Annotated in this window: 11 protein-coding genes; 5 read left to right on the top strand and 6 right to left on the bottom strand. The window is 74.3% G+C overall.

The window, feature by feature from the left end; all coding sequences use genetic code 11:
* Window positions 1-2: 2 nt before the first annotated feature.
* The 3 genes from ACF07B_RS40740 to ACF07B_RS40750 all read right to left on the bottom strand — a co-directional run bounded on the left by ACF07B_RS40740 (window position 3) and on the right by ACF07B_RS40750 (window position 3,869).
* Window positions 3-881 (bottom strand): hypothetical protein, encoded by an 879-nt coding sequence (locus tag ACF07B_RS40740; protein ID WP_392182658.1) that lies wholly within the window; start codon window positions 879-881, stop codon window positions 3-5.
* A gap of 175 nt (window positions 882-1,056) precedes the next feature.
* Window positions 1,057-2,574, bottom strand: a complete 1,518-nt coding sequence (locus ACF07B_RS40745) for a hypothetical protein (protein WP_384237518.1) — start codon at window positions 2,572-2,574, stop codon at window positions 1,057-1,059.
* A gap of 590 nt (window positions 2,575-3,164) precedes the next feature.
* Window positions 3,165-3,869, bottom strand: coding sequence for a GntR family transcriptional regulator (locus tag ACF07B_RS40750; RefSeq protein WP_369482625.1), 705 nt, complete (start codon window positions 3,867-3,869; stop codon window positions 3,165-3,167).
* A 181-nt stretch (window positions 3,870-4,050) separates the two neighbouring features.
* Between ACF07B_RS40750 and ACF07B_RS40755 the strand changes: the two genes are divergently transcribed.
* The 5 genes from ACF07B_RS40755 to ACF07B_RS40775 all read left to right on the top strand — a co-directional run bounded on the left by ACF07B_RS40755 (window position 4,051) and on the right by ACF07B_RS40775 (window position 8,558).
* The gene (locus ACF07B_RS40755) at window positions 4,051-5,370 is read left to right on the top strand and encodes an MFS transporter (protein ID WP_392182659.1); all 1,320 of its coding nucleotides are present in this window, start codon (window positions 4,051-4,053) and stop codon (window positions 5,368-5,370) included.
* A 56-nt stretch (window positions 5,371-5,426) separates the two neighbouring features.
* Window positions 5,427-6,221 (top strand): putative hydro-lyase, encoded by a 795-nt coding sequence (locus tag ACF07B_RS40760; protein WP_392182690.1) that lies wholly within the window; start codon window positions 5,427-5,429, stop codon window positions 6,219-6,221.
* 29 nt (window positions 6,222-6,250) lie between these two features.
* A complete protein-coding gene (locus ACF07B_RS40765) occupies window positions 6,251-7,009 on the top strand; it encodes a LamB/YcsF family protein (protein WP_392182660.1) in 759 nt (252 codons plus the stop codon).
* A 65-nt stretch (window positions 7,010-7,074) separates the two neighbouring features.
* A complete protein-coding gene (locus ACF07B_RS40770; RefSeq protein WP_384237543.1) occupies window positions 7,075-7,692 on the top strand; it encodes an allophanate hydrolase subunit 1 in 618 nt (205 codons plus the stop codon).
* Window positions 7,689-8,558: a biotin-dependent carboxyltransferase family protein gene (locus ACF07B_RS40775; protein WP_392182661.1), complete on the top strand. Its 870-nt coding sequence runs from the start codon at window positions 7,689-7,691 to the stop codon at window positions 8,556-8,558. The genes ACF07B_RS40770 and ACF07B_RS40775 overlap by 4 nt, the downstream gene beginning before the upstream one ends.
* A 244-nt stretch (window positions 8,559-8,802) precedes the next feature.
* On the opposite strand, the gene ACF07B_RS40780 is transcribed toward ACF07B_RS40775, so the two are convergent.
* Genes ACF07B_RS40780 through ACF07B_RS40790 form a run of 3 tightly spaced genes read right to left on the bottom strand, consistent with a single transcriptional unit; the run spans window position 8,803 to window position 11,968 of the window.
* Window positions 8,803-9,657: an SGNH/GDSL hydrolase family protein gene (locus tag ACF07B_RS40780; protein WP_392182662.1), complete on the bottom strand. Its 855-nt coding sequence runs from the start codon at window positions 9,655-9,657 to the stop codon at window positions 8,803-8,805.
* Window positions 9,654-10,808: a glycosyltransferase gene (locus ACF07B_RS40785; RefSeq protein ID WP_392182663.1), complete on the bottom strand. Its 1,155-nt coding sequence runs from the start codon at window positions 10,806-10,808 to the stop codon at window positions 9,654-9,656. Before ACF07B_RS40785 ends, ACF07B_RS40780 begins: the two co-directional genes overlap by 4 nt.
* The gene (locus tag ACF07B_RS40790) at window positions 10,805-11,968 is read right to left on the bottom strand and encodes a glycosyltransferase family 4 protein (RefSeq protein WP_392182664.1); all 1,164 of its coding nucleotides are present in this window, start codon (window positions 11,966-11,968) and stop codon (window positions 10,805-10,807) included. Before ACF07B_RS40790 ends, ACF07B_RS40785 begins: the two co-directional genes overlap by 4 nt.
* Window positions 11,969-11,988 lie beyond the last annotated feature (20 nt).

Here is an 11,988-nt window from a genome sequence, read left to right on the forward strand (position 1 = left end):
CGTCAGGAGTGGAACGGAAGTCCGGCCCCGGACACGAGCTCCAGGTCGTCGGTGTTCTCCGCGGGCAGCAGCGTCGCCGTGCCGTCCGTCACCGGGACGATGCCCAGTTCCAGCAGTTCGGCCATGGCCGCGCTGCCCGCCATGTCGCGGACCTGGAGCTGATAGCGGGCCGTCGTCCGGAAGGTCCCGCCGGAGTCGTCACCGGTGCGCTGGAGGAACCCGGACTCCGTGAGGAAGGCGACGGCCTTGGCGATGATGCCCGTGGTCGAGCCGGCCAGTCTTCGCGCGTCCTTGGTGGCCCCGGTGGAGCTGCGCCGTGCCCAGATCCGCCAGGCCGCCTCCAGTCCGGGAGCGTCGGTCGCCGGGTCCGTGTTCTCGCCGGTCTCCTCGGCCCGCTCCTCCAGCCTCCGGCAGGCCTGTCGTACGAACGCGTCGACGCCGTTGACCGAGACGCGCCCGATGTATCCGTCGTCGGCGAGGTCCTCGGGGCGCGGGAAGGCCAGGGCGGCCACGGCGAGGTGGGCGAGTCCGTGCAGGAACCGGTCCCCGGAGTCGGTCGAGGCGCGGCGCGCGTAGTCGCCCATGCGGACGGCGAAGACCGAGTCCTCGGCGGCGGTCACCGCCATCCCCGCGCGCGGGGACACCTCCAGGACGACGAGCCCGAGGCCGGCGGCGACCGCGTCGGCGAGCCGCGCGAAGGGCGGGTCCTCGCGGTAGCGGCGCAGCAGCTCGGTGTACTCCTGATCGCGCGCGGGCTGGAGTTTGGGCTGGAGCCCGAAGGCCACGAGCCGCGCCGCGTCGGCGGCGTCGGCAGGGGTGACGGGGGCGTTCGCCGGTGCGGCGGTGGCCTCCGGTTCACTCCACTCGACGTGCTCGGTCACGGCTGGGACTCCTTGTTCGAAAGGGCGAGGGTACGAGCGGGGGTGCGGGCGGGTGCCCCGTGCGGGGCTCGCGGACCGCGGGGGTGCGGCTTCGCCGGGCGGGCGTGGCCGCCGCGCGCGGGGGACGCGAGGGGCGGGGGCGTCGCGCGGCGCGCGGTCTCTCCCGGCGGATGGTTCATGCCCGGTCCGCCTTCATCCCGGCCGCGTCGAGCAGCGCCATGCCCACGATCAGGTCGGCCCCGCCGAACTCCGGGTCGTCCAGCTCGGTCCCGTCGTCCACGGCGAACAGCAGGCGTTCCTCACCCTGCCGGTAGGCGGTACCGACCGGCGGACTCGCGGCGTGCACGGCCAGGAGAGCCACCAGGTAGGGCAGCTCGGGATCGCGGCGGCGGGCCTCCGCGAGCAGTCCGGACAGCCTGCGGGGCGCGTCGGGCGAGAGGTTCAGCAGTTCCTTGGCCGAGGTGAGCTGCTCCTCGCTGAAGCGGCTGTCGTCCGGGGTGGCGATCAGGTCCGGCTCGGGCATCTCCGCGCCGAGGTGCTCGCGCTCCAGCGGCGGGGTCAGCAGGATCTCGACGAGGTCCGCGACCCGTACGGCGACGGGGGTGCGCAGGCCCGTCCCGCGCTTGAAGAAGGCGTCGGTGACGCGTAGCGCCCGCTCCACCGGCAGGGGCAGCACCGGCGCGACGAGATGGCCGTAGAGGTCGATCCCCGAGGTGGTCATGGGGGTGCCGAAGGCCTGCCGGTCCTGCTCGGCGCGGAACAGCGGGCCGGCTTCGAGCAGGCGGGACTGGAGCTGGGTGTGCCGGCGGATGCAGTCCTTCACTATGTCGACGAGCTCGGCCGCGCGCCGCTTCTGCTCGGGGTCCTCGGACTCGTCACGGGCCTTGCGGATGTTGGTGAGGATCGCGTTCTCGTGGCGGTACCGGTCGGCCACGTGGTCCAGGGCCTCGGCGATCATGTCGGGCACGGCCTGGAGCCAGTCGACGGCCCGGACGTTGCGCCGGGTGGCGTCGAGGGCCTTGCGCAGCGTTTCCGCATACTGCACGGTCCGGTAGCGGGCCTGCTCGGCGGCGAGTTGCGCGTCGGCCAGCCGGCCGCGGCTGATCAGGACCTCCAGCTTGACCTCGGCGGCGATCTGCGCGCTGGTGACATCGGTGTCCAGGGCGCCGACGAGGACGTTGACCGCTTCGTCGGTCGTACGGAGGTAGACGCTGCCCCCGTAGCCCGGCACTTCCTCGATCAGCTTGAAGTCGTAGTCGCGGCGGACATAGGTGCCGTCGGGCGCGAAGGTGCCGTACACGGCCCGGAAGCCGCGGTCGACACTGCCGACGTTGATCAGGTTCTCCAGGACCCAGCGGGCCACGCGCTCGTGCTCGGCGACCGGCCGCCCGGGGGCCTGGGCGGCGATACGGGGGATGAGCCTGGCCACTATCTGGTCGTGGTCGGCGCCCGTGTCGAAGTCCATGTTCAGTGTGACGAGATCGATGGCGGCGAGGGCGACCTCGGCCATGCCGTACACCGTGTACTCGCCCGCGAGATTCGCCTTGCGCATGTCCAGGTCGTGCAGCGGCGCGGTGCAGGCGAGCGCGCGCAGCCGCCGCGCCAGGCCCTCGTCGGCGGCCGGGCCCGGCGCCGGGCGCGGCCCCGCGCTGAACTGGGGCGGAACGCTGTCCGTCGATGCAGGCGAAGTCACGCTGCACAGACTAGGTCCTCGGTCCGACAACGGTCGAAACGGCGCAGAAGCGACCGCGGTCCCCGCCGGCCCACGAACCCGCGGGCCGGCCGGCCCCGCCCCCCGCGGCCGGCCCGCACGCCCGCCGCGGACCCCGGAACCCTGCCCGCGAGCCCTCACCGACCCTCCGGCCCTGCCGTGCCCGCCCCGGCCCAGCCCAGCCCGCCGCCTCGCCAGCCCAGCCCAGCCCGGCGCCTCGCCAAGCCCTGCCCAGCCCTGCCCGCCGCACCCGACAGGCCCGTCAGACCCACCCGCTGCTACCCGGCCGCACCGCAGGCTGACCCCGCTCTCAGCTCTCCCCCTGGCGACCCCGCCCCACCCAGCCGCACACAGCCGCCCCACGTGTCCGACGCCATAACAACCGCCCCACGTGTTCGACCCCACAGCGTCGGCCCACGTGTCCGACCCCACACCACCCGCCCACATGGCCGCCCCCGTGACACCGGCCCCCGTGGGGCCGGCCTCACACATCGGCTCCGCGCGGGCGCCGCACCGCAGGACTGCACGCCACGCCCGTCGCAGGCCCGCAGGACCGCTCGGCAGGGGCCGCGTCAGCCGGTGCCCTCTCCCCCGTCGGCCACGCGGCGCGCGTACACCTCGACGAGGCCGGTGAGCGAGTCGTCGAGGTAGACCGCGAGGAGGCGCTCCGCGCCGTCCCGGTCGCCGGCCCGCAGCGTCTGGAGGATCTCGTGGTTGCGCGCGAGGTAGGGCTCGTGGAGCCGCTGGGGGTCGTCCACGACGTGGAAGGCGAGACGCAGCTCCGCGAAGACGCTGCGCATCACCTCGTCGGTACGGGCGCTGCCGGCGAGCGCGACCAACTCGCGGTGGAAGTGGATGTTGGCGGTCGACACTCCTTTCCAGTCACCTTCGCGCGCGGCCCGCTGCCCCTCGGAGACGGCCCCGGCGATCCCCTCCACGGCGTACGGCGGGCTGCCGAGCCCGCGGACCACGGCGCACTCGACGAGGGACCGGGTGCGGTAGATGTCCTCGACGTCCTCGACCGTGAGCACCCGTACGAAGACCCCCCGGTTGAGTTCGTGCACCAGCAGCCGTTCGTGCGTGAGCAGCCGGAACGCCTCGCGCAGCGTGTTGCGGGAGACCCCGAGGGCGCTGCCGATGCTGTCCTCCGACAGGCGCGTCCCGGGCGGGAAGAAGCCCTCGGCGATGCGGCTCCTGAGGATGTCCGAGACACGCTCGGCGGTGCTGGTGCGGCCCAACAGGGCGCGATCGTCGGCCAGTTCCGTCAGCTCTGCCATGCCCGGAATTCAACCGCAGACCCGGGAACGAGACAACACGGGTATTGAGGGATCGTTCAACGATCCTCTACCTTGTCGGACGGGCGCTCTCCGCTCCACCGCGAACTTCCAAGCGCCCCAAGGCTTCCGCACGGCCCGGCTCAGTCCTCATGCACTCTCCGTCCCTCACTGCGAGGTGCCCATGAGCACGACCCCTCCACCCCAGGCCCTGACCCCCGGCACGCAACCCGCCCCAGGTGAACCCGCCGCTGGGGAAGGTGCGTTCGGCTGGCTGCGCGCACTCGGCCCGCGGGGCCGGCGCGCCTTCGGCGGCGCGTTCGGCGGCTACGGCCTCGACTCGTACGACTACTTCACCCTGCCGCTGAGCATGGTCGCCCTCGCGGCGTACTTCGGCCTCGACAGCGGCCAGACCGGCCTGTTCACCACGGTCACCCTGGTCGTGTCCGCGGTCGGCGGTGCCGTCGCGGGTGTGGTCGCGGACCGGATCGGACGCGTCAAAGCGCTGATGATCACGGTGATCACCTACGCGGTGTTCACCGTGGCCTGCGGTTTCGCGCCGAACTACGAGACGCTGCTGGTGTTCCGTGCCCTCCAGGGTCTCGGCTTCGGCGGCGAGTGGGCGGTCGGCGCCGTCCTGGTCGCCGAGTACGCGAGCCCCCGGCACCGCGGGCGTACGCTCGGCGCGGTCCAGAGCGCCTGGGCCGTGGGCTGGGGCCTCTCCGTGGCGGTGTACACGGTGGTCTTCCAGTTCCTCGACGACGACCTCGCCTGGCGTGTGATGTTCTGGACCGGCGCGCTGCCCGCTCTGCTCGTGGTCTGGGTCAGGCGCCAGGTGCGGGACGCGCCCGAGGCGGCCGCGGTGCGCGAGAGGAGCGCCGACAAGGGGTCGTTCACCGCGATCTTCAGGCCCGGCACGGCCGAGGCCCCGGGCCTGCTGCGCACCACCTTCTTCGCGGTCCTGCTCTCCACCGGTGTCCAGGGCGGCTACTACACGCTGGCCACCTGGGTGCCCACCTATCTGAAGACGGAGCGCGGCCTGTCCGTCGTCGGCACCGGCGGCTATCTGACGTTCCTGATCTCCGGGGCCTTCCTCGGCTACCTCACCGGGGGTCTCCTCACCGACAGACTGGGCCGCAAGCGCAACATCCTGCTCTTCGCGATCCTCTCCGCGGCCTGCGTCCTCGCCTACGCGAACATCCCGAGCGGCGCCAACACCCTTCTCCTGGTGCTCGGTTTCCCCCTCGGCTTCTGCATGTCGGCGATCTTCAGCGGTTTCGGCTCGTTCCTCAGCGAGCTGTACCCGGTGGCGGTGCGCGGCACGGGACAGGGCTTCGCGTACAACACCGGGCGAGCCGTCGGCGCGGCCTTCCCCACCACGGTCGGCTTCCTGGCCGACAGCTGGGGCGTGGGCGGAGCGCTGGTCTTCGGCGCGATCGGCTACGCCCTGGCCGCGCTCGCCCTGACCGGACTTCCCGAGACGCGCGGCAAGGAGCTCCTGTGAACGACACCGTCCAGGTCCGCCCGCCCGCCCTCCCCGGGGACGGCTCGCCGAGCCCGCTGAAGACCCCCGGTCACGCGCGCGTGTGGACCCCCGGCAGGGCCCGCCGGCGGTTCCGTTCGGGGCTGTCGGTTCCCACGGCCGGGATCGCCGCGGGCCACGCCCAGGCCAACCTCGTGTCGGTGCCCGGCGACTGGGCGTACGAGATGCTGCTGTTCTGCCAGCGCAACCCGAAACCGTGTCCCGTCCTCGACGTCACCGACGCCGGTTCCTGGACCACCGAGCTCGCCCCGGGCGCCGACCTGCGCACCGATCTGCCGGGCTACCGGGTGTGGGAGCACGGCGCGCTGGTGGCCGAGCCCACGGACGTCGTCGGGTACTGGCGGTCCGACCTGGTGTCGTTCCTGATCGGGTGCAGCTTCACGTTCGAGTGGGCGCTGAGCTCCGCCGGTGTCCCGCTGCGCCACATAGAGCAGGGCCGCAACGTCTCGATGTACGTGACGACGCGTCAGTGCCGGCCGGCGGGGCGGCTGCGCGGCCCCATGGTCGTGTCGATGCGTCCGGTGCCGCCGGAACACCTGGGCACGGCGATCCGGGAGAGCAGTCTGCTGCCCGCCGTGCACGGCAGTCCGGTGCACTGCGGCGATCCCTCGGGGCTGGGCATCGAGGATCTCGCGCGCCCCGACTTCGGCGATCCGGTCGTCGCGGCCCCGGACGACATCCCGGTGTTCTGGGCCTGCGGAGTGACGCCCCAGGCGGCCGTGATGGCGTCCCGTCCGCCGTTCGCGATCACCCACGCACCCGGACGGATGTTCATCACGGACACCCGTGACGAGCAGTACCGAGTGGCCTGAACGGGCCGGAGGAGGAGGAAGGGCAGCCCATGACCCCCATCGATCTCAACGCCGATCTCGGCGAGGGCTTCGGCCGCTGGCGGCTGACCGACGACGAACAGCTGCTGTCCGTCGTGACCAGCGCCAATGTGGCCTGTGGTTTCCACGCCGGGGACGCGGCCACCATGCGGCGGGTGTGCGAGCTGGCGGCGGAGCGGGGCGTACGGATCGGCGCCCAGGTCTCCTACCGCGACCTGGCGGGGTTCGGGCGGCGGGCGATGGACGTGCCGCCCGACGAGCTGGCGGCCGAAGTGGCGTACCAGATCGGCGCCCTGGAGGTCTTCGCGCGCGCGGCGGGTTCGCGGGTGTCGTACGTGAAGCCGCACGGCGCGCTCTACAACCGTGTCGTGCACGACGAGGAGCAGGCGGCGGCGGTCGTCGAAGGTGTCCTGCTCGCGGGCGGGCGCCCGCCCGTGCTCGGTCTCCCGTCCTCGCGCTTCCTGAAGATCGCGGAGGGGGCCGGGCTGCCCGTCGTCCCCGAGGCGTTCGCGGACCGCGCGTACACCGAGGAGGGCACCCTGGTGCCGCGTACCCAGGAGGGCGCGGTGATCACGGAGGCCGAGGCCGTCGTCGAACGCTCCCTGGGCCTCGCGCGCTCCGGGGTGGTCATCTCCCGTACCGGGGAGCGCGTGCAGGTCCGCGCGCGTTCCTTGTGCCTGCACGGGGACACACCCGGGGCGGTCGAACTGGCCCGCCGGGTGCGCGCCCGGCTGGAGTCCGCGGGTGTGCTCGTGCGGGCGTTCGCGTGAGGGCCCGGCCCGACGGCGGCGGGAGGCCCCCGGTGCCGGCCGGCGACGGCGTGGAAGGCCCCGGCCTGAGGACCCTGCCCGTCGGCGACCGGGCCCTGCTGGTCGAGGTGTCCTCGGGGGAGGCCGCCCAGGCACTGCACGCCGAGCTGCTGCGACGCCGCGCGGATGGCTCGCTGTGCGTGCGGGAGATCGTTCCGGCGGCCCGCACGGTGCTCCTGGACGGCCTGGACGACCCCGGCCGGCTCGCGGAGCTGCTGCCCGGCTGGGACGTCCCCCCGCTGTCCGCGCGCGCGGAGGACACGGTCGAGATCCCGGTGCGGTACGACGGTCCCGACCTGGCGGATGTGGCGGCCCTGTGGGGGGTGGCGGTGCGCGAGGTGCCGGAGATCCACGCCGCGGCCGGGTTCCGGGTCGCCTTCTGCGGGTTCGCGCCCGGCTTCGGCTATCTCACGGGACTGCCGGCACGGTACGACGTGCCGCGCCGGGCGACCCCGCGCACGGCGGTGCCCGCGGGCTCCGTGGCGCTGGCGGGCCCGTACACCGGTGTGTATCCGCGCAGTTCGCCCGGCGGCTGGCAGCTCATCGGCACGACGGACGCGACGTTGTGGGACCACGCGCGCGTACCGGCCGCGCTGCTGGCCCCCGGCGCTCGGGTGCGCTTCGTACCGCAGAGGTGTTCATGAGCGACCGTGCCCTCGCGGTGGTGCGGGCCGGGGCCCTGACCACCGTCCAGGACCAGGGGCGGCCCGGGCACGCCCATCTCGGCGTGCCGCGCTCCGGAGCGCTCGACCCGCCCGCGGCGGCCCTGGCCAACCGGCTCGTCGCCAACCCCGCCGAGGCCGCCGTGCTGGAGACGACGCTCGACGGCTGTGCCCTGCGCCCCCGGTCGACGGTCACGGTGGCCGTGACCGGAGCGCCCTGCCCGGTACGGGTGGACGGCCGCCCGGTCGCCTGGGGGGCTCCTGTCCGGGTGCCCGCGGGAGCGCTCCTGGACGTCGGTTCCGCGCGCGCGGGGCTGCGGAGTTACGTGGCCGTGTCCGGCGGCGTGGCGGTCGGTCCGGTGCTCGGCAGCCGCTCGACCGACCTTCTCTCGGGGCTCGGCCCCTCGCCGCTGACCGCCGGCGCGGTGCTGCCCCTGGGGAGTCCCGGCACCCTTCACGCGCGCGTGGACGTCGTCCCGCACCGCGCCCCGCCCGCCGAACTGGTGCTGCGCGTGACGCTCGGTCCACGCGACGGCTGGTTCACCGAGCCGGCCCTGCGGACGCTCACGACGCGCGTCTTCCGGGTCTCGTCGGCGAGCAACCGCATCGGCCTGCGCACGGAAGGGCCCTCGCTGGAGAGGGCCGTCTCCGGCGAACTCCCCAGTGAGGGCCTGGTGCTGGGTGCCGTCCAGGTGCCGCCCGACGGGCGCCCGGTCGTCTTCCTCGCCGACCATCCGACCACCGGGGGCTACCCGGTGATCGCGGTCGTCCGGTCCGCCGATCTCCCGGCGACCGCTCAGGCGGTCCCGGGAACGCCGGTACGGTTCCTGGCCGTTCGCCGTCGCTGAGGCCGCCGCGGGCCGTGTGCCGGCGAACGGGGCACCGGCCCGTGCGGCCGGTGCCCGCCTCGTGCGCCCACCGTGCCCTGTCCCCGCCGAACCACGTCCAGCTGTCAGCCCCGTCCGGCCGTCGGACCCGTCCGGCCGTCGGACCCGTCCTGCCGTCGGACCCGTCCGGCCGTCAGAGTCCGCCAGGCCGTCAGAGTCCGCCAGGCCACCAGACCACGTCCGGCCGTCAGTCTCCGTCCTGCCGTCAGGCCACGTCCGGGCGTTCCGTCACGGACAGGGCCGCCAGGGCGGACGCGACGGCGTGCGAGGCGCTCAGGTCGAGGCGGGCGCTGGTGCCCCGGGCCCGGTGGCGCACCTCGGAGGCGGCGAGGGTGAGCAGTTGGGGCAACAGGTCGGTGCAGCGCCTGGCCACCCAGCCCGTTCCCGCCGTGGCCAGCCACAGAAGGCTCGCGATGCGGGCCGGGGCGGGGAACTCGGCCTCGCTGGAAGGGGCGATCCCGTGGGCGTCGCCCTCCTCGGCGAGCAACGCGTGGAAGCGCCGGGCCAGTTGACGGTGCCCCGGCTCCCCCGGGTGCAGCCGGTCGGCACTCCACACGGCGCGGTCCTCGATCCAGTCCTCCTCCGCCACGTGCAGATGCGTCGCCCCGTGCCGCTCCGAGAGGGCGTGCACCACCGCGTTGACCGCGTGCTGACGCCGGGCCAGCGGGCGGGCCATCGCTCCCGGCAGCCCGAGCATCGAGCCGGGGTCCGGGAGGCAGGCCGTCAGCACGATCGCGCCCCGCGCGCGGAACGCCGCGTAGACCGTGTCGAGCCGTTCGGCCACCGAGTGGATGTCGAAGGTGTACCGCAGGGTGTCGTTGACGCCGATCACGACGGAGACGATGTCGGGCTCCAGGGCGAGCGCCACCGGGGTCTGCCGTTCCAGGACGTCCCGTGTCTGCGCCCCGCTGACCGCGAGGTTGGTGAACCGCACGGGCGCGTCCGCGGGGGCGAGCCCCGGAGCGAGCAGCTCGGCCCACCCCCGCCACCGGTCCCCGACGGGGTCGCCCACACCTTCCGTGAGGGAGTCCCCGAGCGCGACGAACCGAACCGCTCTCATGCGACGCCCTCCTGTAGAGGCGGCCGGTTCACGGCCACCGCGTCGTGCGCGGCGAGGAATCCCGTCACGGCGGCGTCCCAGCCGAAGCACTCGGCACGCGCGCGTGCGGTCTTCCTGCGCTCGCTCTCGGCGCGGCCGAGCAGCAGCCGTACCGCGTCCGCGAAGGAGTCCCCGCTGTCGGCGGCGGTGGCCCCGGCGGAGCCGACGATCTCCGGCAGGGCGGAGTGCGCGCTGGCGACGACGGGGGTGCCGCAGGCCATCGCCTCCAGGGCGGCGAGCCCGAAGGTCTCCGCCGGCCCGGGTGCCAGGCACACGTCCGCGGAGGCCTGGAGCGAACCGAGCAGGGCCCGGTCGGACACGTGCCCGAGGAAGGTGACGGGCAGCCTCCGCTCCCGGGCGCGCTGTTCCAGCCGGGCCCTGAGCGGTCCGTCGCCTGCGACGACGAGCACGGCCCGCTCACCGCGCCGCAGCAGCGCCTCCAGCGCGTCGAGCGCCGTACCGGGCCGCTTCTCGACGGACAGCCGGGAGCACATGACGAGCAGGACCTGGTCCGCCCGCGCGTGACGGTCACGCAGCGCCGGGTCACGCAGCGCGGGGTGCCGGTCCGCGAGATCGACGCCCAGGGGGGCTCGTACGACGTTGTGGGCGCCGATCCGCACGAACTCGCGCTCGGCGAACTCCGTGGTGCACACCACGCGCGCGTAGCTGTGCGCCGTACGGACGTTGAGGGCGTCGGCGGTCCGCCGGGCCATCGCCTCGGACAGTCCCCAGGTGCGCAGCACCCCGTCGGCGGTCTCGTGGGAGACCATCACCGCGGGCACCCGGGCCCGTCGTGCCCACACTCCGGTCCAGCGCAGCGTGGTCCGGTCGGAGACCTCCAGGCGGTCGGGGGCGAGCGACTCCAGGAGACGGGCGACCCGCCGTCTGTCGGTGAGGACGCGGTAGCCGCCGGTGCCGGGCAGCAGCGGGCCGGGCAGCGTGATCACCCGTCCCTGCTCGGTGTCGCGGTCGCTCGCGCGCTCGCCGGGTATCACGAGGACCGGTTCGTGGCCGGCCGCCCGGTATCCGGCGCCCAGTTCCCGCAGCGCGGTGCGCAGTCCTCCGGAGGAGGGGGCGACGAAGTTGGCGAGCCGTACGATGCGCAGACTCATGCCGCCACCAGCTTCCGTGCGGAGAGCACGTCCTCGTAGTGGCCGATGAGCTGGTCGCCCACCGCGGCCCAGGTGCGGCCCTCGACCTGGGCGTGCCCGGCGGCGCCGTAGGCCGCCCGCAGCGCGGGGTCGGCGGCCAGGGTGCGCACCGCCTCCCGTACCGCGGCGCTGTCGCGCGGCGGGACCAGCAGCCCGGTGCGCCCGTGGGCGACCAGGTCGAGCGGTCCGCCCGCGGCGGGCGCGACGACGGGCACTCCGCTGGCCATGGCCTCCTGCACGGTCTGGCAGAAGGTCTCGAAGGGGCCGGTGTGCGCGAAGACGTCCAGCGAGGCGAAGATCCGGGCGAGTTCGCCGCCGGTGCGCCGGCCGAGGAAGACCGCGCCGGGGAGCGCGCCGCGCAGGGTGGCCTCGCTGGGTCCGTCACCCACCACGACGACACGGACGCCGTTCAGCTCGCAGACCCCGGAGAGCAGTTCGACGTGCTTCTCGGGGGCCAGCCGGCCGACGTAGCCGACGATCAGCTCTCCGTTCGGCGCCAGTTCGCGGCGCAGCGCCTCGTCGCGGTGCCCGGGGCGGAAGCGGACGGTGTCGACACCGCGCGCCCACAGCCGTACCCGGGGCACGCCGTGCGCCTCCAGGTCACGCAGGGCCGCGCTGGAGGGGGCGAGCGTCCGGTCGGCCGCGGCGTGCACCGAGCGGATGCGCCGCCAGGCGGTGGCCTCGCCCGCGCTGATGTACGTGCGGGCGTATCCGGCGAGGTCGGTCTGGTAGACGGCCACGGCGGGGATGCCGAGCCGGGAGGCGGCGGCCATGCCGCGGACGCCGAGGATGAAGGGGCTGGCCAGGTGGACGATGTCGGCGCGGTGTTCGGTGATGGCCGCGGCGACGCGCCGGCTGGGGAGGGCGACGCGGACCTGGGGATAGCCCGGGAGCGGGAGGGAGGGGACACGGACGACCGGGCACGGCGCGAGGGCGTCCGGCCCGTTCCCGGTGGGGGTGCCTCCCTGGTCGGGGGAGGCCGGGGACCTGGGTGAGGTGGCCGGGGCGACGACGAGGGGAGCGTGACCGCGATCGACGAGGTGCCGGGCGGTCTGGAGCGCGCAGTGGGCCACGCCGTTCACATCGGGGGGAAAGGATTCGGTCACGATGACGACACGCATACGGGTGTTCTCGCCCCGCT

Origin of the sequence: Streptomyces sp. NPDC015532, assembly GCF_043078065.1 — a bacterium.
In the GTDB taxonomy this organism is placed as follows: domain Bacteria; phylum Actinomycetota; class Actinomycetes; order Streptomycetales; family Streptomycetaceae; genus Streptomyces.